This window comes from Psychrobacter aquimaris, assembly GCF_016107525.1.
GTDB lineage: Bacteria > Pseudomonadota > Gammaproteobacteria > Pseudomonadales > Moraxellaceae > Psychrobacter > Psychrobacter aquimaris.
Genome location: NZ_JABASR010000002.1, coordinates 51902 through 77735 on the forward strand (window position 1 = coordinate 51902; position 25834 = coordinate 77735).

The 25834-nt window shown below is 43.2% G+C and carries 21 protein-coding genes; 14 read left to right on the forward strand and 7 right to left on the reverse strand.

The features are described from left to right. Positions 1–37: 37 nt before the first annotated feature. The 3 genes from JFC10_RS02240 to JFC10_RS02250 all read right to left on the reverse strand — a co-directional run bounded on the left by JFC10_RS02240 (position 38) and on the right by JFC10_RS02250 (position 3314). Entirely contained in the window at positions 38–1087 is a 1050-nt protein-coding gene (locus JFC10_RS02240; RefSeq protein WP_198331498.1) for an NADP-dependent oxidoreductase, read from the reverse strand. Between the two features lie 158 nt (positions 1088–1245). Then, positions 1246–2457 (reverse strand): iron-containing alcohol dehydrogenase, encoded by a 1212-nt coding sequence (locus JFC10_RS02245; protein WP_198331499.1) that lies wholly within the window; start codon positions 2455–2457, stop codon positions 1246–1248. 257 nt (positions 2458–2714) lie between these two features. Beyond that, positions 2715–3314 (reverse strand): TetR/AcrR family transcriptional regulator, encoded by a 600-nt coding sequence (locus JFC10_RS02250; RefSeq protein ID WP_198331500.1) that lies wholly within the window; start codon positions 3312–3314, stop codon positions 2715–2717. 400 nt (positions 3315–3714) lie between these two features. On the opposite strand from JFC10_RS02250, the gene JFC10_RS02255 reads away from it, so the two are divergent. Next, a complete protein-coding gene (locus JFC10_RS02255; RefSeq protein WP_198331501.1) occupies positions 3715–5193 on the forward strand; it encodes an aldehyde dehydrogenase family protein in 1479 nt (492 codons plus the stop codon). An 80-nt stretch (positions 5194–5273) separates the two neighbouring features. Here the strand turns inward: JFC10_RS02255 and JFC10_RS02260 are convergent, their stop codons facing one another. Next, a complete protein-coding gene (locus JFC10_RS02260) occupies positions 5274–5504 on the reverse strand; it encodes a hypothetical protein (RefSeq protein ID WP_193013153.1) in 231 nt (76 codons plus the stop codon). 199 nt (positions 5505–5703) lie between these two features. On the opposite strand from JFC10_RS02260, the gene JFC10_RS02265 reads away from it, so the two are divergent. The 4 genes from JFC10_RS02265 (at position 5704) to JFC10_RS02280 (ending at position 9674) form a co-directional block, all read left to right on the forward strand. Continuing rightward, entirely contained in the window at positions 5704–7125 is a 1422-nt protein-coding gene (locus JFC10_RS02265) for a DASH family cryptochrome (RefSeq protein WP_198331502.1), read from the forward strand. Between the two features lie 79 nt (positions 7126–7204). After that, positions 7205–7642 (forward strand): DUF3429 domain-containing protein, encoded by a 438-nt coding sequence (locus tag JFC10_RS02270; RefSeq protein WP_198331503.1) that lies wholly within the window; start codon positions 7205–7207, stop codon positions 7640–7642. Between the two features lie 178 nt (positions 7643–7820). Beyond that, entirely contained in the window at positions 7821–9062 is a 1242-nt protein-coding gene (locus JFC10_RS02275) for an NnrS family protein (RefSeq protein WP_198331504.1), read from the forward strand. Positions 9063–9155: 93 nt separating this feature from the next. Then, the gene (locus JFC10_RS02280) at positions 9156–9674 is read left to right on the forward strand and encodes an Rrf2 family transcriptional regulator (RefSeq protein WP_193013149.1); all 519 of its coding nucleotides are present in this window, start codon (positions 9156–9158) and stop codon (positions 9672–9674) included. Between the two features lie 93 nt (positions 9675–9767). Here the strand turns inward: JFC10_RS02280 and JFC10_RS02285 are convergent, their stop codons facing one another. Continuing rightward, positions 9768–10514, reverse strand: coding sequence for a hypothetical protein (locus tag JFC10_RS02285; RefSeq protein WP_198331505.1), 747 nt, complete (start codon positions 10512–10514; stop codon positions 9768–9770). Positions 10515–10817: 303 nt separating this feature from the next. Between JFC10_RS02285 and JFC10_RS02290 the strand changes: the two genes are divergently transcribed. Beyond that, positions 10818–11609, forward strand: a complete 792-nt coding sequence (locus JFC10_RS02290) for an ankyrin repeat domain-containing protein (RefSeq protein WP_227685855.1) — start codon at positions 10818–10820, stop codon at positions 11607–11609. 109 nt (positions 11610–11718) lie between these two features. Here the strand turns inward: JFC10_RS02290 and JFC10_RS02295 are convergent, their stop codons facing one another. Beyond that, positions 11719–12705: a dienelactone hydrolase family protein gene (locus JFC10_RS02295; protein ID WP_198331506.1), complete on the reverse strand. Its 987-nt coding sequence runs from the start codon at positions 12703–12705 to the stop codon at positions 11719–11721. A gap of 452 nt (positions 12706–13157) precedes the next feature. Here JFC10_RS02295 and JFC10_RS02300 point away from each other — a divergent pair, with 452 nt between their 5' ends. The 8 genes from JFC10_RS02300 (at position 13158) to mmsB (ending at position 24972) form a co-directional block, all read left to right on the forward strand. Further along, positions 13158–14354: an MFS transporter gene (locus JFC10_RS02300; protein ID WP_193013146.1), complete on the forward strand. Its 1197-nt coding sequence runs from the start codon at positions 13158–13160 to the stop codon at positions 14352–14354. Between the two features lie 177 nt (positions 14355–14531). Further along, a complete protein-coding gene (locus JFC10_RS02305; protein WP_198331507.1) occupies positions 14532–16202 on the forward strand; it encodes a fatty acid--CoA ligase in 1671 nt (556 codons plus the stop codon). A 278-nt stretch (positions 16203–16480) separates the two neighbouring features. After that, positions 16481–18565, forward strand: a complete 2085-nt coding sequence (locus JFC10_RS02310) for a propionate--CoA ligase (RefSeq protein ID WP_227685853.1) — start codon at positions 16481–16483, stop codon at positions 18563–18565. Positions 18566–18861: 296 nt separating this feature from the next. After that, entirely contained in the window at positions 18862–20346 is a 1485-nt protein-coding gene (locus JFC10_RS02315; RefSeq protein WP_193013144.1) for a CoA-acylating methylmalonate-semialdehyde dehydrogenase, read from the forward strand. 190 nt (positions 20347–20536) lie between these two features. Then, entirely contained in the window at positions 20537–21697 is a 1161-nt protein-coding gene (locus tag JFC10_RS02320) for an acyl-CoA dehydrogenase family protein (protein WP_198331508.1), read from the forward strand. Between the two features lie 82 nt (positions 21698–21779). After that, the gene (locus tag JFC10_RS02325; RefSeq protein WP_198331509.1) at positions 21780–22562 is read left to right on the forward strand and encodes an enoyl-CoA hydratase; all 783 of its coding nucleotides are present in this window, start codon (positions 21780–21782) and stop codon (positions 22560–22562) included. A 60-nt stretch (positions 22563–22622) separates the two neighbouring features. After that, the gene (locus JFC10_RS02330; protein WP_198331510.1) at positions 22623–23891 is read left to right on the forward strand and encodes an enoyl-CoA hydratase/isomerase family protein; all 1269 of its coding nucleotides are present in this window, start codon (positions 22623–22625) and stop codon (positions 23889–23891) included. 121 nt (positions 23892–24012) lie between these two features. After that, a complete protein-coding gene (gene mmsB / locus JFC10_RS02335; RefSeq protein ID WP_406947322.1) occupies positions 24013–24972 on the forward strand; it encodes a 3-hydroxyisobutyrate dehydrogenase in 960 nt (319 codons plus the stop codon). Between the two features lie 75 nt (positions 24973–25047). Here mmsB and JFC10_RS02340 read toward each other — a convergent pair whose 3' ends face one another. Next, entirely contained in the window at positions 25048–25806 is a 759-nt protein-coding gene (locus JFC10_RS02340) for an IclR family transcriptional regulator (protein ID WP_193013139.1), read from the reverse strand. Positions 25807–25834: the final 28 nt, after the last annotated feature.

Consider the following 25834-nt stretch of genomic DNA (forward strand, 5'->3'; position numbering starts at 1 on the left):
CAATAGTTATTACCTATCGTCAATTATTTAACATGAGTTACTGAACGTCAGATACTTTAACCACTGTTTTACCAAAGTTATCGCCATTTAGCATGCGAACAAAGGCATTTGGTGCATCGTCTAAGCCTTCAGCGATATATTCTTTGGTTTTAACATCGCCTGATTCGACCCACTTGCTCATGGTTTTTAAGAATTCTGGGAAGTGGTTGCCATATTCTTCAAAAATGATAAACCCTTTAACGGTTAGACGACGGCTTAGAATGTTGCCCATCAATACGCCCAAACGATCTTTACCATCAGGCAGCTCAGTAGCGTTGTATTGCGCGACCAGACCACAGACTGGGATACGTGCATGAGCATTCAATAATGGCATGACCGCATCAAATACTTTGCCACCGACGTTTTCGTAATAGATGTCGATACCATCTGGGCACGCCGCTTTTAATTGCTCGGCAAAGTCATCGGCTTTATGGTCAATACAGACATCAAAGCCGAGCTCATTGACAGCAAAGTCACATTTTTCTTTACCACCAGCCACACCAACAGTACGTACGCCATACTGCTTGCCAACTTGACCTACCGTTGCACCAACGGGACCCGTTGCGGCAGCGACGACCAAGGTTTCACCTTTTTGTGGTTTGCCGATATCGGTCAGACCCATGTAACCGGTAAAGCCTGGCATACCTAGTACGCCCAAACCATAAGAAGGGTTCGGCATGTTCTTGTCAAGCTTTAAGACACCTTCGCCATCACTGACGCTATAGTCTTGCCAACCTGAGTTTGAAACAACCAAGTCGCCCACAGCAAATTTGTCAATATTGGACTCTACAACTTGGGCCACGGTTGCACCCATGATGACATCACCAACGTCTAGCGGATCAGCATAGCTCTTTGCATCGCTCATACGTCCACGCATGTATGGATCTAATGATAGGTAAACGGTACGCAGCAGCATTTCATTGTTATTTGGCGATGGGATATCGCTGGTTGCCATATCAAAGTTTTCGGCTTTTGGCTCACCTATTGGACGGCTTGCCAATTTGATTTGACGGTTTGTTTTTTGGTTTTGTTGCTTATCAAAGCTCATTATTAGATTCCTTTTCTATTTATTAATTTTAAGGTTCTATTGGTCTTAATATTTTACTGGTTCTGAGGTTTTGATTGTGAATGGAGTAGCTACTCAGTGCTGAGTAACTACTATAAATAGCATAACTATATGTGTTTCTTATTACGGTGGTGCTTTTATTAAGCAGCTTTGCTACTAATGGCACGTTGCAGAATACGGCGTGACACTTCTAAATCATTCTTGCCGTGCTCACCTAACTTAACCATGTTGTGTGCTTCTAGTTGTTTGATGATTGGATCAATCGCTGATTCAGTCAAATTGGCATCTTCTAGGCTAACTGGCAAGCCAAGCTCGCGGAAGAAGTTTTCAGTGTAAACAATGGCAGTTTCAATGATGGCATCGTCATCTAGGTCAGTATCGGTAATGTTCCATACGTTACGTGCATACTGAAGCAATTTTTCTTTTTTGCTTTCTTTTAGCTCACGCATCACTGATGGCAATAAGATAGTTAACGTACGTGCATGATCGATTGCGTGTAGCGAGGTTAGCTCATGACCGACCATATGGGTTGTCCAATCCTGCGGTACGCCAGTACCGATCAGACCGTTCAATGCCATTGTCGCCGTCCACATAATATTTTTACGTGTTTCTAGGTTTTCTGGATCTTGTTTAACTATTCGACCTTCATCGATAAGGATTTTGAGCAAGCTTTCAGCAAAAGCGTCTTGAACTTTAGCATTGACTGGATAAGTCAGATACTGTTCCATCACATGGACGAATGCATCAGCCACACCGTTCATTACCTGACGTTCAGGTAATGTAAGCGTTTTGACTGGGTCTAGAATTGAGAATTTAGGGAAGGCAAGTGGGTTACCAAATGGTAGTTTTGCTTGGCGTTCGCTGTAGTTGATGACGCCGCCTGAGTTCATCTCAGAACCAGTCGCTGGAATAGTCAATACCGCACCTAGGTCAATAGCAGAGTCGATGTTTTTGCAATAACCCGTTAATGCATCCCATGCTTGATCACGTGAGACAGTACCATCTTCTTCAGTCAATGAAGATACTAGTGCAACAAATTTACTGCCGTCAATTACTGAGCCACCGCCGACTGCTAATAAGAAGTCAATGTTGTGCTCATTCACCATATCTGCTGCTTTTAATAGCGTGGTGAATTCTGGGTTGGCTTCGATACCACCAAATTCAAACACTGTACGGTTACCGCTGGCTGACAAGGCGTCTTTTACTTCGTCTAATGTACCAGTACGCTGAGCTGAACCACCACCATAAGTAATAAGTACGCGGGCATCAGTAGGCACTAGATCAGATAATTGTTCGATTTGGCCTTCACCAAAAACGATACGGACTGGGTTGTAATATTGAAAGTTATTCATAAAATTCCTAATGTTGATAAAAATGGTTCCGTCAAATATTTTGACGTTAAACAATGAATGGTAAGCAATACTTATTGGTGCATTTACTCTGAAGCTTGATGCGCATTGTACACCAATTAGACCAGTCGTCTAGTGGTGTTTACAAAACTATCATACAACGTTTTTATCAAACATTGGGTTTCTAGGTAATAACACTATGTTGATGCGCAGATATAAAACGCAACTTTAGAGAGCTGCACCACAGATGCCGTTTGCTATCAACGTCCCATCTGAGTCGTCGTCATGTGCCAAATTTCTGCTAGAGGCGTATTTGTTTGACTAATCTTAGCCATTAGGCTGGCACCAAGCCACGCGAAATACCAACGCTTAGCCATACTCTCAGCTGATATATTATCATGGCGGGGTACAGACCCATCTGTCCAGCCTGCCTTGATCTGCTCGGCGAGCCACATGGTCGTTTGCTGATAGCCCGCATCAAGTGCTTTACGCATGGTTTCTGACATATCGGCCACCTCTGCGCTGAGCTTAACAACCAAGCATTTCTCGTGATCACAGCCGTTCTGCTGGGTGTCATACCAATTTTGAAAATAATCATATAGCTTTTGCTGGGCACTGACATCTTGTGCGTCGATGATATCTAGACGGGCTTTATACAAGCTAAAATAATGATTAATGATCGCTTCACCAAAAGCTTCTTTTGAGGCAAAGTAATGATAAAAAGAGCCTTTAGGCACGCCAGCTGTGTCTAAGATTTGTTTTAGGCCGACAGCGGTAAAGCCTTTTTTGGCTATTAATTGGTAACCAGTGGCAAGTAAATGAGCTTTAGTATCTGGTGTAGTAGCGTCTATATTAGACATAAATAGGATTGTCTCCCTTGGTAATTGCTTGGATTAGCGTATGTATTAAATAGTCAGTTAAAACAGTTAGCGTTCACTTGAACGTCATGTTGATGGCGTATTGTAATAGGATATATTTATATGTGTTACGTTTTATCAACACTATTCACTGACAAAGTAGTCTTGTTTTATTGATAGCTATGATACCATTAGACCAGTCGTCTAGCAAGATGGGTTTTGTTCTTATCCGTTATCAGAGCATCTTTATTCTAACTGATGGATTTTAGCTGATAGCTTAACAGTAATTTTAAAATTACTACTTGTAAGATATTTTCTAATATAAGATATCACCGACTTAATAATTTTATTTGAATAATCGAAAATCAGTACTCAACATAACAAATCAAAAATAAGGATGATTATGTCAATCAATACTACTAGTGCATATAGCGACTTCCATTTGCAGTTCATCGCTGGTGAATGGCAAACCGGTAAAGACGATAGCATCAATACCAATACCAATCCCTACAATGGTGATACTCTCGTAGAGGTTCAGCAAGCGACTAAAGATCAACTTAATGAAGCATACGATGCTGCCAGCCAAGCTCAAGAAAAATGGGCCAAGCAGACGCCTGCAACGCGAGCCGCAGTGTTATACAAAGTGGTAAATATATTGGATCAGCGTCAAGAAGAAATCGTTGATTGGCTAATCAAAGAGTCGGGTAGCACACGTATCAAAGCCATGGTTGAGTTTAGTGCGACGCGTGCGATTACCCTTGAGGCGGCAACGTTCCCTAACCGTGTACATGGTGAGATTAGACCATCGAATACCCCTGGCAAAGAGAACTTCATTTATCGTGAGCCAATCGGTGTCGTCGCTGTCATTAGCCCATGGAACTTTCCACTGCATCTAACCCAGCGCTCGATCGCACCAGCCTTAGCACTTGGTAACGCAGTTGTGCTAAAGCCTGCTAGCGATACGCCAGTAACTGGTGGTCTGTTACTTGCAAAAGTGTTTGAAGAAGCGGGTCTGCCAAAGGGTCTGTTAAACGTAGTTGTTGGCTCAGGTAGCGAGATAGGCGATGCAATCGTTGAGCATAAAGCGCCAAGCTTAGTGTCATTCACAGGTTCGACCTCAGTGGGTAAACATATCGGTGAGCTTGCCAATGGCGGTGAGTACATCAAGCAAGTAGCACTCGAGCTGGGTGGTAATAGTCCATTTGTGGTATTAAAAGATGCTGATATTGAGCAAGCGGTAAAAGCTGCTGCCTTTGGTAAGTTCTTGCATCAAGGGCAAATCTGTATCGCCATCAACAGAGTGATTGTTGAAGACGAGATTTATGATGACTTCGTTGAGCGTTTCTTAGCACATGTCAAAACATTGAATGTAGGCGATCCTAATAAGCAAGACACTGCTGTTGGTCCAATTATCAATGAAAAACAAGTCAAATCGCTCAAAGAAAAAATTGCTAAAGCACAGGATGAAGGCGCAAAAATGATACTAAGTGGCGAGATCGAAGGCCAAGTAGTACCGCCGCATATCTTCACTGAAGTGACTCGCGAAATGGATCTATCACGTAACGAAGTGTTTGGACCATTGGTCGGTATTATTCGTGCTAAAGATGAAGACGATGCATTGTCGATAGCCAATGATTCTATGTATGGTTTGTCTAGCGCCGTATTTACTGCTGATATGCAGAAAGGTCTACGTTTCGCTCGCGGTATCAGAGCAGGTATGACCCATATCAATGACATTTCAGTCAACGATGAAAGCAATACGCCATTCGGTGGTGAGAAAAACTCAGGTATTGGTCGCTTTAATGGCGAGTGGGTGCTTGAAGAGTTCACCAGAACGCATTGGATTTCAATGCAAAACGAACCACGTGAGTATCCATTTTAATAGCACCAGACTAGAATGAAGAATAATAAAAAAGACCGCTTTTATAGCGGTCTTTTTTTATGGGAACGTTGAAAGTGTGATTATTTAAGGTGAAAGCCTAGCAAGCCTTGTATCTCCTCGACGGTCATATGTCTAACGAGTGCTTGGTCATCTACCGACAAGCGATTGGTGTGCTCTTTTATCATAGTGTGGATACTACGAGCGACCTCATAAGTGCTGGCATAATACATTTGCGGATCTTCTTTAGTGAGTTTCATCAAAAACTTATCGATGATTTTGCGCTTTTCAAGGGCAGCGTGTTCTTTAGTCATGACATTCTCCTAGTTATAACCATCTAAGCAGTCAGCTCAGTCATAGTCAATGCTTATGGTTAGTATAGCGCAGATAACAACGATGCTAGCGACTTAAGTTGAACAGATAACACGCTCTATACTGTGTGTCACATTCTAAAATATTATAGTCTAGACTCAGCTTTAAGTGAGCGTGTTTAACGACTTGGGAATCGAGAGTATGTCAAATCACCAATCAGTCAATGCATCAAATAAATCAGTCAATAAAAAAGTGGTATTGGTATTATTTCATAACGATTTGCGCATAGAGGACAATGAGACGTTAGTCAAAGCGGCGACATTGGCTGAAAGCAACCAAGGGAGTCTGATGCTCATCTATGCTGATTTTTTGGCTGATAGCTTTGAATCGAAAGATAGCAGTCAAGCTTACCACTTTAATGAGATGGGCGCGGCTCGTCAGCAATTTTTATCTGAGAGTTTGGCGGATTTGGATCAATCGCTTCAGCGCCTTGGTAATCGATTGCTGTATCTGTCGCCAAGCTGTTTATCAAAAAGTCATTTGTCGTCAGATAATGTAGAGTCTGCCTCAAGCCCCTTTACTCAGTTATGCCAGCTCATTGAGCAGCAACAAGTCACCGATATCTGTGTCAGCCACACGGCAGATTATAATCAAAATAAAGGCTATGTTGCCTTGCAGAGCAAATATCCGCAGATAATATGGCACAGTCAATCAACCCATACGCTATTTGCTGATTTACCGACACAAGACCTGCCGAAAAGCTTTACGCAGTTTCGCAAAAAGGTAGAAGCAAGCCATGATTTATTGAATGCGGACTATGAGGTGGCTGTTTCTCCTATGCCAAAGTCGCTGCCGCCAATGCCTGATGCGTTGATAGGACGTAGTAACTACCTTTTTAAAGCGCTACCATTTGATGAGCAAGCACAGCAAGCATATAGTTTTAAAGGTGGTGAAAAAAATGCAATGATTCATTTAACTCACTATTTTGATTCTGCTGCGCCGCGCACGTATAAAACCACGCGTAATGCGCTGGATGACTGGACGCATTCCACTAAATTCTCGCCTTGGCTGGCAAATGGTTGCTTGTCTATCAATACATTGTTGAACCGCCTACGTCATTATGAGCGTGAGGTTATCGCCAATGAGTCAACGTATTGGATATGGTTTGAGCTGCTGTGGCGCGAGTATTTTTATTGGTATGCGATTGAACATGGAAGAAACTTATTTTTGTTTAAGGGAATTGGTCATCAGTTACCAGCCATTCGTTTCGATGATCAGCGTTTGCAGCAATGGCAGAATGGCACCACGCCATATCCTATCGTCAATGCCTGCATGAATCAGCTTAAGCAAACAGGGTATATGTCCAATCGAGGCAGACAAATCGTTGCTAGCTGCTTTATTCATGAGTTGGGTTTAGACTGGCGTTATGGTGCAACCTATTTTGAACAGCATCTTATCGATTATGATGTCGCGAGTAATTGGGGGAATTGGCAGTACTTAGCTGGTGTCGGCGCTGACCCAAGAGGATGTCGGCAATTTAATCTCAACAAACAAACTCAGCAATACGATCCAAATGGTGATTTTGTTCGTCAGTGGCAAGGGGTGGTAGGGCAAAGCGGTTAATTAATATATGTTGAAATTACTGGTTAAAAATTTATATGTTAGAAATATCAACAGACTAAATACAAGATAGGTATGAACGATGAAAAAACCAAGCCCTTATCTAACCTTTGCAGGTGCTATTCCGTTTGTCGCCTGTGCACTTTTACTTGCTATAAACATTGATAGTTTGCCCTACTTAGGGACAACAACTTATGTATTGAGTATCTATGGTCTGGTGATTGCCTCTTTTATGGCTGGTGCGCAATGGGGCAACCATTTGAGCTTAGCTGATGATAATAGATGGGCGATTATATTGCCCTTAGTGAGTAATGTGATCGCGATTGGCCTATGGTTAGGGTTTTTAACGTTATCAGCCATCGGTTTTATTTGGTTGTTAATTCTTGGATTTGCCAGTATGTTGATTATTGATTACGGTCTCACTCGAGCGTGCATTATTACGCAAGACTATTTCAAAGTGAGAACCTATGTCACAGCCATAGTGGTTGCGTCCTTAATCATGGCCGCTGTGCAGTTATGAATGGTACTGGCTAAATCTTATCAATTTGCTTTCTTCGTTTTTATATCAAGTCAGAAGTTAAAATCGGTAAGTGTTTGTAGTCATGATATTTTGATAGATACATTGCAAGTTTTATAACATTTATTTAATATGAATTTTATAAAACTGACTTTATTTATATTCTTCTAAGAAGACCACCATGCAATCTATCAATTTACCTAGTAAGCCACCAAGCTCTCCACATCCTATTCTTAATTTGAGCTTTCGCATATTTTTTAGTGCTGCTGCGCTATTTGCAGTGGTAACGATGCTGCTATGGGCTTTTGTATTTACTGGGCACACGGATATCGACGCACAGGTATTGAGCCCGTTGTACTGGCATGGCCATGAGATGGTTTACGGTTATGCATTGGCAGTGGTCGCAGGGTTTTTGCTAACAGCGGTAAAGACATGGACAGGAATAATGATGCCGCATGGTTATAAGCTGCTGGCTATATTTGGCTGTTGGCTGCTAGCACGTTTGAGCTGGGCAGGTTTTGGGCTTGGTATGACGGTTGCGGGTAGCAGTATACGGTTGTTATATGTCGCCGCAATATTTGACTTATTATTCATCGCCTCGATGGCATTTTTGATATGTCGAGCAGTATTACAGGTCAAGCAGTATAAGCAAATGGGTATCTTAGCGAAACTGGCGTTATTGACCGTTGGCAACGGAATCTGCTACTGGGGTATTATCAATGCCGATATGAGTATGACTAAGATAGGGCTTTATCTAGGGTTTTACTTGATCATTGGCTTGATATTAACCATTGGTCGCCGCGTGGTGCCATTCTTTATTGAGCGTGGTCTTAGTGTTGGAACGACGGAGGTCATCAAGTTGCGCAATAGTAAAATACAGGATGTTGCGAGCTTATTGTTTTTCTTAGCCTTTTTTATTAGTGACTTGTTTTATCCTAATAAGTATCTGCTGACTATTACGGCACTTGGCGTAGCAGTGGTTAATATCATCCGTTTGGTAGGCTGGTATCATCGCGGTATTTGGCAAAAGCCATTACTTTGGTCATTATATGTTGCATTTTTGGGCATGTGTTTGAGTTTTCTACTGTATGCGCTGCAACCGTGGTTGGGCTATACTCATAGTATTGCGATGCATGGACTTGCGATTGCAGGTGTCGGTATGATGACGTTGGCAATGATGACGCGAGTATCGCTTGGGCATACGGGACGCAGCATTCATCAGCCGCCCAAAATGGTAAGCTTCATGTATGGTTTGATGGTATTAGTATTTGTCAGTCGAGTACTGTTACCATTAGCTGATATGAGCCACTACCTATTATGGATTATGATTGCTCAAGGCGCTTGGATTGCTTGTTTTGTGCTATTTTGCATCAGTTATTTACCGATGCTGGCACGTCCTAGACCTGATGGCTTATTTGGTTAGAGCGATCTAATGATGCCATTGTCAAAAGATGAATTACTTTGACCAAATTGATTGGCTTAAAAAAATTATACGAAGAAAGAGGAGCGCAAATGAATGCGACTGACCAATTATAGTGACTACGCGCTACGCTCATTGATTTATTTGGCAGTGAGACCAGAGCCGCCATTACTCGCAAATATCAGTGATATTGCTGATAGTTACGGCATTTCTAAAAGTCATTTGACCAAGATTATTCATCAGTTGGGTCAGCTTGGTTATATAGAAAGTGTGCGTGGGAAAAATGGCGGTATACGTTTGGCTCGTGCGCCAAAAGATATCAATTTGGGTGTATTAATCAAACAAATGGAGCCGGACTTTGATTTGGTCGAGTGCTTTGCGACACCCACGAATGCTAAGAGCAGTGATGGTCGACAGACTGGTTCGACAGGTTTGCCTATTACGCTGATTGATGAAACGACAGTTAACGCTAAGGGCTGTGTCATTAGCCCAGCATGCCAACTAAAAAATGTGTTTTTTGAAGCATTGACAGCATTTATTAATGTCCTTGAGCGCTATACCTTGGCAGATATCCTCAACAACGAAGATGAACTGGCATCTTTATTGTTTCGTTAATGGTTTTGATGTTGATGGATTCATTTTAAAAAAGGGAGTGACCATCTTGGCCACTCCCTTTTTTATGCTTTTAATGCGAGATTATACGGTCAATTAAGATTTTTCTAATTTTGGACGGGCTTTATCAATGGCTTTTAATAATGCTTTCTCAAACTCGCCTTCCTTGAATTGAACGAGGTAAGAGTGTGCGGCGCAGAAATTACGCACATCGCGCCATTCATGTGCCAGATTGCTTGCCCAGTCGCAATATTTCTTGCCTGCATCGGGTTCGTTTTTCAGCGCTTTTTTGGTCGTTGGATGCAGTATCAGTTCAGGCAATATCGCCTCTAATAACTTCATCGGTGGGCTCATAAAGGTATCATCGACGTGCAAGCTTTGACTGGCAGGATGATAGGCTAACAGTGAGCCTGCATGAATCATCTCATTGGGTGAGATATAGTAGATGCCTTGTGACATTGAGAACTTAAGCTCAGGGTAACGCTTAGCGACTGCCTCGCTTTCAACCAAGTCATCTGCCCATTTTACTTCAGGTATTTTTTTATGGTGGCGGCTACTGCCATAAAAGATCGCTTGCGGGAAGTCTTTTGCCATTTGGGCACAGTGTACCGTATGGAATGGATGAACATTGAGGACGGCTTCGACATCCTGACCATTATTGGTCAGTGCCATCACTTCGTCTCGAATATCACCTGTTAAGGCGTAACTGTCCAAAAAGATAAAGCGTCCTGAAGATAGCTTGACCAGCGAGCACTGAGTGCCAATGTTTAGAACACCGCCAATGCGAAAATCTCCGCGTATATTCCAAAATCCTGCGCCTAAATCATGCATTTTATCGGTCATTTAAATTATTCCTTAATGTTTTTTTGCTTGGGTTCTTAAATCCTTAAACATTTTCAATGTCCTAGATTTTTTAATGACGAATACTATTTATTAGATTACACCTTAAGAGTATGGTGAGTCATGTACCTAAAGTCTGTTATAAAAAAGATGTCGATTGTTATAGTCAATGTATGAGCATAAAGTTTAATGCAAACTTATACTCATCGATGAGCATTGTCATTCACAGCTTATAATTTATAGATTATTATTTAATGAATCTGTATAATACTTCTTACTATTTTATTTATGTTTGAAGGTTGAGTGATGAGATTTTTTGATAAAATGAGCGCATCAGCGGTTATTGCAACGATGTTATTAGCAGGTTGCTCAAGCCTAAACGCTGATAACAGCGCAACCAAAACGGATACTATCCAACTTGCTCAAACAGCACCAATCCCGCAAGTGGATTTTCGCTTTAGCGCTGCTGAGAATGTTGATCTTGCCAATCAAAACAAACTTTCTTGGCGTGTGTTTTATGACAAACCCTCTACAGGTGCAGATGCTACTTGGTTTGATGCCGTAAAACATGGTGACCTAGCCACGGTCACATACATGGTCAATAATGGTCAAGACTTAGAAGTTAAGGATACAGGTAGCCTTAATCAAACGGCATTAGGCTGGGCTGCCTTTATCGGCTATGAAGATATGGTCGATTACTTAGTCAATAAAGGCGCTGATATCTATGCTAAAGATGACGGTGATGTATATAACGTCATGAAATCTGCTGTGCTGGGAAAAAATACCAATATTGTCAAAAAAGTACATATGTTATTGAATGATAAAGCGCCTGTAGATTTAAATGATCAGACGGTAGAGAGTGATGGCGAAACCTTGATTATGGTTGCTGCCAGCAATTATCGCCTTGAGACTGTCAAGTATTTATTGGCGCAAGGCGCCAATCCAAATCTAGTGGCAACGACCAAAGACAAAAAAATGGGCTCGTATAATCAAGGTGCCTATTCATATGCGTGTTCGCGAGATTTGGTTGATATGCAAAAGCTATTGGCCGCCAATGGTGCTGTGAATCATCGTACTGGCAAAGCCAGCTGTGAATAATGGCGTTAATGACTTTATAAAAAAGGCTGTCATTTTGGTAGCCTTTTTCTATACTAAGCGCTCATAAGTCAGACGTTTATCAGTGGATTGTTTATAAACGTTTACTTTATCAGCAGTTTTTATAGTCGTAAGCCGATATACGAGGATTGTTGCCATAATTGTCGTTACGACATAAAAACTTATCGAAGCGGGTATCGCCATTTATGTAGCGATGCATCCAAGCAATACTTGGCTTGCTCAGTAATATCTCATTAAAACGATAACTGGGACAAAAATGGCTACCATTCTTTATCTCAATCTTCATTTTTGCGCCCGTAGCCTTATCATAAAAAGGACTGCTGTATTTTTTATTTGAGGCAATGCGGTCATTCTGGCAAGTAATGAATAGAGCGGGCGTGTCCATTTTGCCGTAGTCTTTATCATGATAGGGCGTTTGCGGAATAATGGCTCGAACCGTCTTACGTTTTGTCGCTAGCTGGAGTGCACCGCCGCCGCCCATTGACCAGCCAATAGCACCCAAGCGCGTACTATCTATCTGAGCACCCACCGTATTGTCACTAAGAATATAATCAAGCGCAGCACTTAACTGCGTCGCACGGCTCTCTGAGTCATCGTAAATAGAGTTGGTATCGATGGTAATAACCACAAACCCCCAAGATGCCAAACGCGGCCCCCACCATTTAATAGAAGATTCGTAGGACACATAGCCGGGTATCACCGCGATTCCGCCTAACAGGCCACAGCCGCCTGCGTTGGTTGGATAATGAATGGTTCCGCCACCGAAGCCATTGGCCAACTGACGAGGAACGGGTTTTTTAGCTACCGAAAAAGCTCCCTTATCACGCGTATCTGACAGGTTAGCCGCCGTAATAATACTATCAGCGATACAGTTTGACGGCGAGGCTGATGTTGATATTGGTGCTGTTACTGTAACCGATGATGCTATTGGGGTTGATAATATTTTGGTCGATTGTTCTTTAATTGTGAGCTTATGAATTGCGGCTACTTCGTCTAACGTAATTGCCGACACATTTATAGAAAAAATTAGGGCACCTATAGCGACAATCAATTGCGAATAAAAAGGGTGTTTGGGCATGATAAGGAGTCTGTTATAGGTGAGTTGGATTTCGCGGCAGGTTATATTTTGTTGGCGCAAGTTTTTGTGGATCGCATTTATATATAATAGGTCAAAATAATAGTAGACAGTAATCTGCTTGCTGTCAAAAATATACGTCACCTACGCAGTATATAAAGCAGCAATTTTTAGTGTTCAAATAGCACAATAAGCCAGCTGGCTAGCACTATTAATGTTGTTAAAATAATATGATTGGTCAAGTATAAATAAGGCAATACCGATAACACACCGAAACCAGAGTCTGGTATTTGGTATGCTAAAATCATATATGACGCATATCTCTAGCATCAGCCATTATTTTTTGTCATTATTTCAGCTATTATCGTCCTACTTCTATCACTCACGCCAGATAATCCGCGTCCAATATAGCCTGTATCCCTGTGAAAAATACCATCAGTAAACCCCAAAATAATATGCCACAACCTCTATCTACACCAATCAATTCGACATCGTGGGTATTAAAACTCACTATCGGCTTGATTGGGATGTTTGCTTTTTTGCAAGTGTATTCTATTCAGGCCATTTTGCCCGTATTGATGGTGGATCTATCAGCAACAGAGGTGCAAGCTGGCATGATCGTCGGTGCAACGGTGATGGCGATTGCTATTATGTCGCCATTTTTGGGCATGCTGTCTGACGCTGTGGGGCGTAAATCCTTTATCGTTGGCGCTTTATTGTTTTTAGCGATACCCACCGCTTTAATTGCCCAAAGTCCCAGTATTGGTTGGATGGGCATGTGGCGGTTTATGCAAGGGTTGTCTGTACCGGGCATTACAGTGGTGACGATTGCTTATATCGGTGAAGAGTTTGAGGGACGTGCTGTCACAGAATTGATGTCGTTCTATGTCTCAGGCTCGGTACTTGGCGGCTTTATGGGGCGATTTTTGCTTGGGCACTTGCACGAGCTTATCGGCTGGCGTGCTGGCTATTATGTGATGGCAGCGATGACCCTTATTGGTGCACTGTGGGTCGGCAAGATGCTGCCATCGTCACAGCAGTTTGTGGCCAATCCGAATTTTCGTTCCGCGATGCAGACGCTCGGTGAGCATTTAACCAATCGTTATGTGGTGACGGCTTGTCTGTTAGGTGCGTGTGTCTTATTTTCACTCGTGGGTTGTTTTACCTTTATCAATCTACATCTTGCTAAGACGCCATATGAGTTGAGTACCGGTGCACTCGCCAATATCTTTGCCGTTTATTTGATAGGCGTTATCATTACGCCATTATCGACGACATTATTACGTCGCTTTGGTTCAGCGCGCACAGTGCGTGTGGCTGTTTGTGTTTCTATGATTGGGGTGCTATTAACACTGGTAACGCCGTTATGGGGCATTATTATCGGTCTTGCGATTATGTCCTCAGGCGTCTTTATTACCCAAGCTGCCACCATTAGTTATATCGCCGTCAATGTTAAAAAAGGGCGCTCATTGGCGTCTGGTTTATATTATATGGGTTATTATGCTGGCGGTACGATGGGCGCGTGGTTATGCGGCATGGCTTATGCGCGTGGGCAGTGGTCGCTCACAGTATGGTTGCTCTTATTTGTACAGATTTTGGCATTACTGGTTGCCAGTTTTGGTATGATTAAAACAAAATCACGCGTGGTTTGATGGCTATTTTTGAGCAATATTCATCAAGCTATTGCAGCTTAGTACGCTTACGTAAGGTCGCTTTACATAGCGTCGATTTTTTCTTACTATCGATATAGTATGCTCAATACGCCATCAATTATCCATGATTCACCCGCATAATAACTTATCCGCATGACCAACAAGGACGTCACATATATGTCAAATATTTACCACAGCGCACCTTCTGCTTACGATTATCCTTTATTAATTAAACAGCTGCTAAACCGTGCCAAAACGGTGTCGCTAGAGCAAGAAATCGTTTATGCTGACAAAAAACGCCTTACGTATAAAGATTTGTTCAACCGTATCAATCGCTTGGCCAACGTCTTAGCAGGTTTGAATCTGGATGCAGGTGATATAGTGGCAGTGATGGATTGGGATAGCCATCGTTATCTTGAGTCGTATTTTGCGGTACCGATGTCAGAGTATATTTTGCAAACCGTCAATATCCGCTTGTCGCCAGAAAAAATTCTTTATACCATCAATCACGCTAAACCAAAGGTGTTATTGCTCAATTCTGAGTTTGCGCCATTGGTCAAAAACTATCAGTTTGAAAACTCTAGTATTGAGCACATTATTTGGCTAGATGATGATGGTGTGACATCCGAAGGAGTCTTCGGTGGTAACCAAAACCGCGTAGTAGGTGAGTATGAAGCGTTATTACAAGCTGCTGATAGTGAGTTTGACTTCCCAGATTTTGATGAAAACACCATTGCCTCGACTTTCTATACCTCAGGCACGACGGGCGATCCAAAAGGCGTGTTCTTTAGCCACCGTCAGTTAGTATTGCATACCCTCACCGAAGCGGCGACATTAGGTATGCTGCCCGACAAGCAAGGCGTCAGTTACGGTGATGTTTATATGCCGATGACGCCGATGTTCCACGTTCATGCGTGGGGCTTTCCATTTACCGCGACCATGGCTGGTTTGAAGCAAGTGTATCCGGGACGCTATGCACCAGATGTATTGATGGACTTGATTATTAATGAAAAAGTCAGTATCACCCATTGTGTCCCAACGATTTTGCAAATGGTGCTCAAAGAAGCACAAGATCGTGGTGCCAGCTTCAATGGTTTAAAAATGATCATCGGTGGTTCAAGATTGACTGAAGGTCTGGCAAAAACAGCCATGGAACAAGGTATCGAAGTATATACCGGTTATGGTATGTCAGAGACGGCCCCACTTATTAGCTTGACAGAATTTAGCTTAAATGAGCCTGCGATGACAGAGGGTGAAGACATTGCCCGACGCTGTATGACTGGTAAGCCCGTACTGATGGTTAACGCTCAAATATGGAGTACCAATAATGAGTCGGTTGGTACTGGGCAAGACAATACGGGAGAGCTGGTATTACGTGCCCCTTGGCTAACGCAAAGCTACCTAAAAAATGACGATGCGGGTAAAGAGCTTTGGGAAAATGGTTATATGCACACCCAAGATATCGCTTATATACGCCCTGATGGCTATATTAAAATCACTGATCGCTTAAAAGACGTTATTAAGTCAGGTGGCGAGTGGATCTCATCGCTAGAGATTGAGACAATTTTATCATTACATCCAGCGGTCGCTGACGTATCTGTGATCGGGGTACGTGATAAACAGTGGGGTGAGCGTCCATTGGCCTTGATTGTGTTAAAACCTGATGCTCAAGACACGAGCGTTGATGACATCAAAGCCATTGCCGAGAAAGCCGTAGAGCGGGGTATTATCCCGAAATATGGTGTGCCAAGTCAGTTTAAGTTTGTCGATGAGTTGCCAAAAACTTCTGTTGGTAAACATGACAAAAAAGTGATGCGTGAGATGTATGCTGATCAAACTGAGGTGTAGCTTTACCTCTCTTATTTGCTAAAGTTATCAGCTGTTAAGCCAATCTAATGTTAATCATAACAAAATAGATTGAGCGCTTAATAGTTGACCTTTATTGTTAGCTCTGCTACATTTTAAACCGATACCTACTAAATCGATACGTAGTGTATCGGTTTTTCAATTCTGGTAGGGATAGTCAGACTTGTATTATGATAGTGTTCCATAAGAGCTTCTATTATAAAATCACATTTTATAAAATCTTATTGCATTACCCATCGTTTACGCTAAGGACAGCCATTATGAACGAGCAAGCCAATCTTCAAAACAGCAATCAAGCTGGGGATCATAATAATAATCAAAGCCTCGATCCATTCTCTAGCCAAAACTCCCAAGCGGCAATTGATACTAACCCAACCTTTGCAGATATATATCAGTCTTCCATCGATAACCGAGAGCAATTTTGGGCTGAGCAAGCCAAGCGTATCTATTGGCATAAAGAGCCTGAACAAATCCTTGATGACAGCAATCTGCCTTTTGCCAAATGGTATGTTGGCGGCGAGACCAATCTTTGTTATAACTGTGTGGATCGCCATCTTGCAGAGCGCGCAGAGCAGGATGCTTTTATCTGGCTGTCCTCTGAGATTAACCAAGAGTTAATAGAAACCTTTCCTGCAGTCGTCGATGCGTTTAAAGATTTGGGCAATAACGTTGAGCTTTATACGGACTATACCAAGCGTCGCCTGACCTATAATGACCTCTATAAAGAAGTCAATTACTTTGCCGATGTGCTACAGCGTCATGGTATTGGCAAGGGTGATCGCGTCGTCATTTACATGCCGATGATATTGGAAGCCGCTTATGCCATGTTGGCTTGCGCTCGTATTGGTGCCGTACATTCAGTGGTATTTGGTGGTTTTGCTGCGCATAACTTAGCCATTCGTATGGATGATGCCGAAGCAAAAATGGTCATCACGGTGGATGCAGGTCTGCGTGGTGGTAAAGTTATTAATTATAAAAATCTTGTCAATCAAGGGGTCGAGCAAGCAACGATTAAGCCCGAACATGTATTGGTCGTCAATCGCGGTATTTTACCGTTTGTGCCAAAAAGTATTGATATCGATTATGCGACCCAGCGTCGTATCAGCTGTGAAGCCAATGCGATTGTCGAGCCTGTTTGGCTCGAGTCAAATACCCCATCGTATCTTCTTTATACCTCAGGCACTACGGGTACGCCAAAAGGTGTGCAACGTGATACAGGTGGTCATGCGGTCGCGCTAACGACGTCGATGGACTATATCTACGATGGCAAGGCGGGCGAGACGTTTTGGGCGATATCAGATATTGGCTGGGCAGTGGGACACTCTTATACTATTTACGCGCCATTGCTAGCTGGGATGACGAGTGTGATGTACGAAGGTTTGCCGCATCGTCCGAACCCCGGTATTTGGTGGCGAATTGTTGAAGCAAACAAGGTCAATATCTTATTCACGGCACCGACGGGTGTCCGTATGCTGAAAAAACAAGATGAGACATGGATGACGCGCTATGATGTTTCCAGCGTAAAATCCTTCTTTTTGGCAGGTGAACCACTGGATGAATCGACAGCCCATTGGCTGACCAAGCATTTAGGTGTGCCAATTTTAGACCATTATTGGCAAACAGAATCTGGCTGGCCCATCCTAAGTAACACGCCCAAATTTAATCATAAACCGCATAAACAAGGATCACCCGGTTACCCCATGTATGGTTATGATGCCCATGTCATCAATGAAGAAACAGGCGAACCTTGTAAAGCTGGCGAAAAAGGACTGCTCGCGATTCGTGCACCATTGCCGCCCGGTTGTCTGACCACGGTATGGCGTAATGATGACCGCTTTGTCAGTAGCTATTTTGGTCTGTTTGATGGCAAGCAATACTCAACCTCAGATTATGCAGTAACTGACGAGGAGGGTTATTTTTATATTTTAGGACGCACTGATGATGTGATTAACGTTGCTGGTCATCGTATTGGCACGCAAGAAATTGAAGAAGCAATTAGTACGCATCCAGAGATGGCAGAATGTGCGGTTGTGGGTATTCAAGACGAATTAAAAGGAGAGCTGCCCATCGCCTTTTGCGTACTGAGAGATCATGAGCAAGTGGCAACGACCGAAAATCGCTTCCGCATAGAGCAGCAAGTCATTGGTGCTGTGGTCAAGTCCCTTGGCGGTATCGCAAGGCCAGCGGCAATTTATTTCCCGCAAGCACTACCAAAGACGCGTTCTGGCAAAATCTTACGTCGAGCCATTCGTGCTTTAGCAGAAGGCAAGGAAACAGGAGATATGTCAACGCTTGATAATCCAACAGCGATTGACGCGATTAAACAGTCTATGAAAGATTATTAAGTAAACTTTATAGTCGTGTTGATTTTAAAAAGCTCATGAATGCTCATGGGCTTTTTTTATTGTTGTTAATGATCTGCGGATAGTGATAGATAAATCGGATGGCAATGTTAACTTTGTTAAAAGAATGATAAAGGGCTTGACCCTAAAATTGTTTTATTGTTATAGTCAATAATGATACGAAATAAATCATTTTAAAAATTATATTTGATTGATAAAAACTTATTGTTTTTTATCTCTTTTTTGAATACCAAGACTACCGTTAAAGGGTAATCTCGCAAACAAGATAAGGATATCTTATGCACCACGTCAAGCAGCTCATTAATGGTCAATTTGTTGATTCTAATACCAGCGAATGGATTGATATCACCGATCCCGCCACCCAAGAAGTTATTGCCAAAGTCCCACAAACTACCGACGATGAAATCAATCAAGCCGTTGCGGCGGCTCAAGCAGCGTTTCAAACATGGCGAAAAACACCTATTACCACACGTGCGCGTATCTTTTTAAAGTATCAAGCATTGATACGCGAGCATATGGATGAGCTGGCAGAAATCTTAACAGCAGAGCAGGGCAAAACGATTGCTGATGCTCGCGGTGATGTATTCCGTGGTTTAGAGGTGGTAGAGCACGCAGCTGGCATTGCCAATCTGCAAATTGGCGACTTCGTTGAAAATGTCGCCTCAGGCGTCGATACCTATAGTATTTGGCAGCCACTAGGCGTTTGTGCTGGTATCACTCCATTTAACTTCCCAGCGATGATTCCGCTATGGATGTTCCCAATGGCGATTGCCACGGGTAATACCTTTATTCTAAAACCTTCTGAGCAAGACCCGATGGTGACCATGCGTCTGGTGGAACTTGCGATTGAAGCGGGTGTACCTGAAGGTGTACTCAATGTGGTGCATGGTGGCAAAGCAACCGTCGATGCAATTTGTGACCATCCAGATATTAAAGCGGTTTCTTTTGTCGGTTCGACCAACGTTGGTAAGCATGTCTACGAGCGTGCCAGCAAATCCGGCAAGCGCGCCCAATGTATGATGGGCGCGAAAAACCATGGCGTTATCTTACCTGATGCCAATAAAGAGCAAACCCTTAATCAGCTAGCAGGTGCGGCATTTGGTGCTGCTGGTCAACGCTGTATGGCATTGTCAGTTGTGGTACTAGTGGGCGCTGCTGGTGAGTGGATTGATGATATCAAAGCCAAAGCAGAAGGCTTAATCGTCTCAGCTGGTAAGCATGATAAAGACTTAGGTCCACTGATTTCTCCTGCGGCAAAAGCCCGTGTTGAGCATTTAATTGGTACTGGTGTAGAAGAAGGGGCCAGTTTGCTTCTTGATGGTCGCGGTATTACGGTTGAAGGCTATGAAAAGGGTAACTTCGTAGGACCGACTATCTTTGATAATGTCACTGCAGATATGCAAATTTATAAAGAAGAAATCTTTGGGCCAGTACTTTGTATCATGCGCGCCAATAGCTTAGATGAAGCGATTGAGCTGCTTAATGCCAATCCACATGGTAATGGCACGGCAATCTTTACCCAGTCAGGCGCTGCTGCACATAAATTCCAACAAGATATTCAGGTTGGTCAAATCGGTATTAACTTGCCAATTCCTGTGCCACTACCGATGTTCTCATTCTCAGGCTCACGTGCCAGTAAGCTTGGCGATCTCGGTCCTTATGGTAAGCAAGCTGTGCAGTTTTATACGCAAACAAAAACGGTCACTGCACGTTGGTTTGATGATGAAGCGAGCCGCGGCGTCAATACGACTATTTCAATTTAATCGTCAATCCACTATATTTGCGGTCTAATGTCAATCTTACTCAACATATTTTTTGCTAGAAAAGTATGATTTTATAATTGTCATTATGCCGCTGTTATACTGTATAAAATACACGGTATAAATAATATTAAACTGATGGCTTATTAAGTTCTCTCCACCATATTTGCTTTGCATGCACAAGGATGACCCTATGGATTTTTCATTGACCGAAGACCAAATCGCCTTTCGCCAAACTGCTCGTCAGTTTGCGCAAAAAGAGCTAAAGCCAAACGCGGCTGAATGGGATCGAACCTCGCATTTCCCAGTCGATGTGATTAAGAAGTCAGGCGAGCTTGGCTTTTTAGGGCTGTATACCAATCCCGACTATGATGGCCTAGGGCTACCACGCTTAGACTCTGCGATGGTGTTTGAGGAGCTAGCATGGGGTGATACGGCTGTGGCTGCTTATATGAGTATTCATAATATGGCTGGCTGGATGATTGGTGAATACGGCAGCGATGTGTTGTGTAAAAAATATTTACCTAACATGGTCAGTGGTGAATGGCTTGGCAGCTATTGTTTAACTGAGCCGAATGCCGGTTCTGACGCCGCCTCATTACGTACCAAAGCCGATAAGCAAGGCGATTATTACGTACTCAATGGAGAGAAAACCTTTATATCAGGTGCAGGCTCCACCGATGTGTTAGTGGTCATGGCACGTACAGGCGGTGCAGGACCAAAGGGCGTATCAGCGTTTGTTGTAGATGCCAATAGTGCTGGTATCGAATATGGCAAAAACGAGCATAAGATGGGCTGGAAAGCGCAGCCAACACGGACGATTAGCTTTAAAGATGTCAAAGTCCCAGCAGAAAACCTGATAGGTGAGGAAGGTCAAGGCTTTCGTATTGCGATGAAGGGTTTAGATGGTGGTCGTATCAATATCGGTATCTGTGCGGTTGGTACGGCGCAGTCAGCACTGGAGACAGCCACCAATTATGTGCAAGAGCGCAGCCAATTTGGGAGTCCGATTGCTAGTTTACAGTCGGTACAATTTAAGCTTGCAGATATGCTGACTCAAACCATCACTGCACGGCAAATGCTATATTTAGCGGCCAGTAAAGTCGATAACAATGACTCGCAAGCGTCTACTTATTGTGCGATGGCAAAGCGTTTGTCGACTGATCTTTGTTTCGATGTTGCCAATGAAGCCTTACAGCTGCATGGCGGTTATGGTTATCTAAATGAATATCCGCTTGAGCGCCATGTGCGAGATTTGCGTGTCCATCAGATTTTAGAAGGCACCAATGAAATCATGCGAGTGATTGTCTCGCGTCAGCTATTGCAAGATGATGCGTTGAGTCAGTTACGTTAATCACTTTATATGAATGAATAACCTGCCTATTCAACTCTATGAATAAAGCGATTTTATAAAAAGTTTATAACAAGGATGTTCTATGAAGGATTATACCAACTTAAACCTATCGATTGACGGTCATACTGCTACCGTGACATTGAATAACCCACCAGCCCATACGTGGACGATGGACAGTCTACCAGCGCTCAAGCAACTGGTTACTGACCTTAATGCCAATGATGATGTTTATGCCTTAATCATTCATGGCGATGGTGAGAAGTTTTTTTCGGCAGGTGCAGATTTAAATAACTTCTCTGATGGTGATAAAGGTCGTGCGATTAGTATGGCAATAGCGTTTGGTGAAGCATTTGAAGCGCTATCAGCGTATCGTGGAGTCAGTATCGCGGTCATCAACGGCTATGCGATGGGCGGCGGGCTTGAGTGTGCGCTGGCGTGTGATATTCGTATTGCAGAAGCGCATGCGCAAATGGCATTGCCTGAGACCGGTGTGGGACTGTTACCGTGTGCGGGTGGTACGCAAAATCTAACAGCTTTAGTCGGTGAAGGCTGGGCAAAGCGTATGATATTGTGCGGTGAGCGCGTCGATGCAGAGACAGCACTGCGTATTGGTTTGGTGGAAGAAGTCGCCACTAAAGGAGAGGGTTTGCAAGCGGCACAGTTACTTGCGCAAAAAGTCGCTAAGCAATCACCCGTTGCCGTCACTTATTCTAAACAGCTTATCCAAGCGGCAAGAAATACTCCACCTGCACAAAACCTTATTCATGAGCGCGAAGCTTTTGTTAAGTTATTCGATACCAAAGATCAGCGTGAAGGCGTACAAGCCTTCTTAGAAAAGCGTAAACCTAATTGGCAAAATAAATAGGCCAAATTGAATATGACTTTATTCTAATATTTTCCCTTTTAATTTTTGTAGGTCACTTTTATGACAGCAGCTATCACAGCGACGGATGATATTAATAATCAAAAAGCCGTAGAAAAAACCGCACAAGAAGCACCAGTATTGTTCAATACTGAGCCGACAGATTGTGGTCATCTCATTGGAATAATGACGTTAAATACCCCAAAATCTCTTAATGCGCTCAGCGTTGAGATGTGTCAACTATTATCACAACAGCTAGAGCAGTGGCAGAGTGATAATCAGATAGTGGCTTTGGTGTTACAAGGAGCAGGTGACAAGGCATTTTGTGCGGGTGGTGATATTCGTAAGCTCTATGACAGCATGTCTAGCGATGCACCGTTACCGAACCCTTATGCGACAGAGTTTTTTGGTCATGAATATCGTCTGTATCGGCAGATGCACTTTTATCCAAAGCCATTAATACTTTGGGGTGACGGCATTATCATGGGTGGCGGCATGGGGCTGATGGCAGGTTGCAGTCATCGCTTAGTCACCGAGCGCACTCGCTTTGCTATGCCAGAAGTGACTATTGGATTGTTCCCTGATGCCTCTGGCAGTTGGTTTTTGCAGCGTATGCCAGCGAAGACAGGTTTGTTTTTAGGGTTAACGGGGGCGATGTGCAATGGCAATGATGCGATATTGGCCAATCTTGCAGAATATGCCGTCGCCAGTAGTGACTATGGTGCCATCATACAAAGTTTAAAACAGAGCGATTGGCAGGTGTCAGCTAGTAGTACGGACAAATGCGATGACAATAGTGCCCATAGTATCGTTAGCCGTGCACTGGCTGCGCAACCAGTAGCTGAACTGCCGGCGAGTAAATTGGCAACCTATTGGCAACCTATTCAGCAGTTGATGAACAGCGGCGGATTGGGTGATATCGATGTGTTATTACAAAATGATGCGGCACTTGAAAAATTAAATGTGGAGTTTGCTAATGACAGTTGGACGCAGCGAGCAGTGGACACTTATCGTCATGGCTGCCCAGTGACCGCTGCTTTAACTTATGCGCTGTATCATAAAGTCACGGATTTATCGATAGAACAGGTTCTGTATCTAGAAGCTAACGTAGCCGTACATTGTGCAGCCAATCCGGACTTTAAAGAAGGTGTACGTGCGCTGCTTATTGATAAAGATCGCAGTCCACAATGGTCGCGTTCACTAGCAGACTGCCTCAGTAGCGAAGGGCAGTCGTACATACAGCAGCACTTCGTAAATCCTTATGCTAAAGGTGAGCATCCGTTAGGCGATTTGTTGGGTGATGAGGCGTTAGGCAGTCAGCTTGTGCGCTAAAAGTTTTATTTTTGGATTCATTATTAAGGTCTGTGGAATATTTAAATATTAAAAATAATTAAGTTCAAATAGATAACGAAAAACTGTGCGCAGCATGGTCTGCATATATGTGTAATTAATAATTAATAATCAATCATCAAGGAGTGATGAGATGGGTACAAAGGATACAGGTTCAAATAATACTGCGAAGCCAAACATAGCCTTTATAGGTCTTGGTAATATGGGCGCACCAATGGCAGAAAACTTATTAAAGGCAGGTTATGCACTGTCTGTCTATGATTTGTCTGCGGAAGCGACCAAGCGCTTGCAGCAAGCAGGTGCGAGTGTGGCTGATAGTCCTAAAGAGGCTGCAAGCAATGCACAGGTCGTCATTAGTATGTTACCGGCTGGCCAGCATGTCCATTCTGTCTATCTGGGAGATAATGGCTTGCTGGCAGAATTACCGAAAGGCACATTAGTCATTGATAGCAGCACTATCGCTGCTGCTGATGCAAGAGTGGTGGCAGAGGCAGCAAGTAAGTTTGGTATAGACTTCTTAGACGCACCAGTCTCCGGTGGTACGGGCGGTGCCATCGCTGGTAGTTTAACGTTTATTGTGGGTGGCAGCGACGATGCCTTTGCCAAAGCTGAGCCAATACTAGGCGTTATGGGAAAAAATATATTTCATGCAGGCGACCACGGAGCCGGACAAGTGGCTAAAATCTGCAATAATATGCTGTTAGGTATTCTAATGGCGGGAACGGCAGAAGCGATTAATTTGGGGGTCAAAAACGGTCTCGACCCTAAAGTGTTGTCAGATATTATGCTACAAAGCTCAGGTCGTAACTGGACGCTAGAGGTGTACAATCCTTATCCGCAAGTGATGGAAAACGTCCCATCTAGCAATGGTTATAAAGGTGGCTTTATGAGTAAGCTCATGCAAAAGGATCTTAACCTTGCGATGCAAACGGCTAAGGATACGGATGTTGAAACGCCAATGGGTGCTAAAGCGACAGAGCTATATGAAGCACATACGCTAGAAAATGGTGATAAGGACTTTTCTAGTATCATGGCGCGTCACGATAGCTCTGTATTGTCTTAATACTATCTCATATATAAACCAAAAAGGACTGCATTATAATAATAGTGCAGTCCTTTTTGGTTTATATGAAAACATTTAACTTGGTAGCTCATAGACCAGAGACTGAATGTCTTGCGCCGCTTTTTGTAGTCGTGGCACATGGGCTAATAGATCATCTAAAGACACTCGTATGGTCGGTGCGTGTAGATAAAGCGAAGCAAGGTAGCGTGATTTTCTGTCTCGTATCGGTACTGCGATTGCCACCATCTCAGAAATAAACTCTTCGTTATCGACACCTATACCAGTAGCAGCGATATGATCAAGCTCAGCATTTAATGCCTCAATATCGGTGATCGTATTTTTGGTAAATTTATCTAACGACAAGTTTTGTAGTATCTTGTCGCGGCTTGCGCGTGGTAACTGACTTAAATATAGCTTGCCAGTGGCAGTGCACCACATCGGTGACTTTGCACCCACTGGCAAATAAATCTGAATCGGCAAAGTGGTTTGTGCGCGATTGGTATAGATCATATTCATCTGATACGGGACGCCGATACCGCAAGTTTCTTTCAGGTCATCAACTAGCTTTTGCAAAATCATTTGTCGTTCATTAAAGAACAGTCGCTGTTGCCAAAGCTCAACACCCAAATTGCGTACACGCTTGCCCGGTATGATGCCGCCGCCAATATCGACGGTCACAAACCCTTCATCGAGCAGATTCTGAATCAATCGATGGATGGTTGGCTTAGGAATATCTAGCTCTTGTGACAGCTCAAGTGGCGAGAGAGGCTTAGAAGCATAAGACACCGCTTCGATGATCTCTAACACACGGGTAATTGACGATACTTTAGGCATATGAGTGGCTCAATAAGAATAAAAAGAA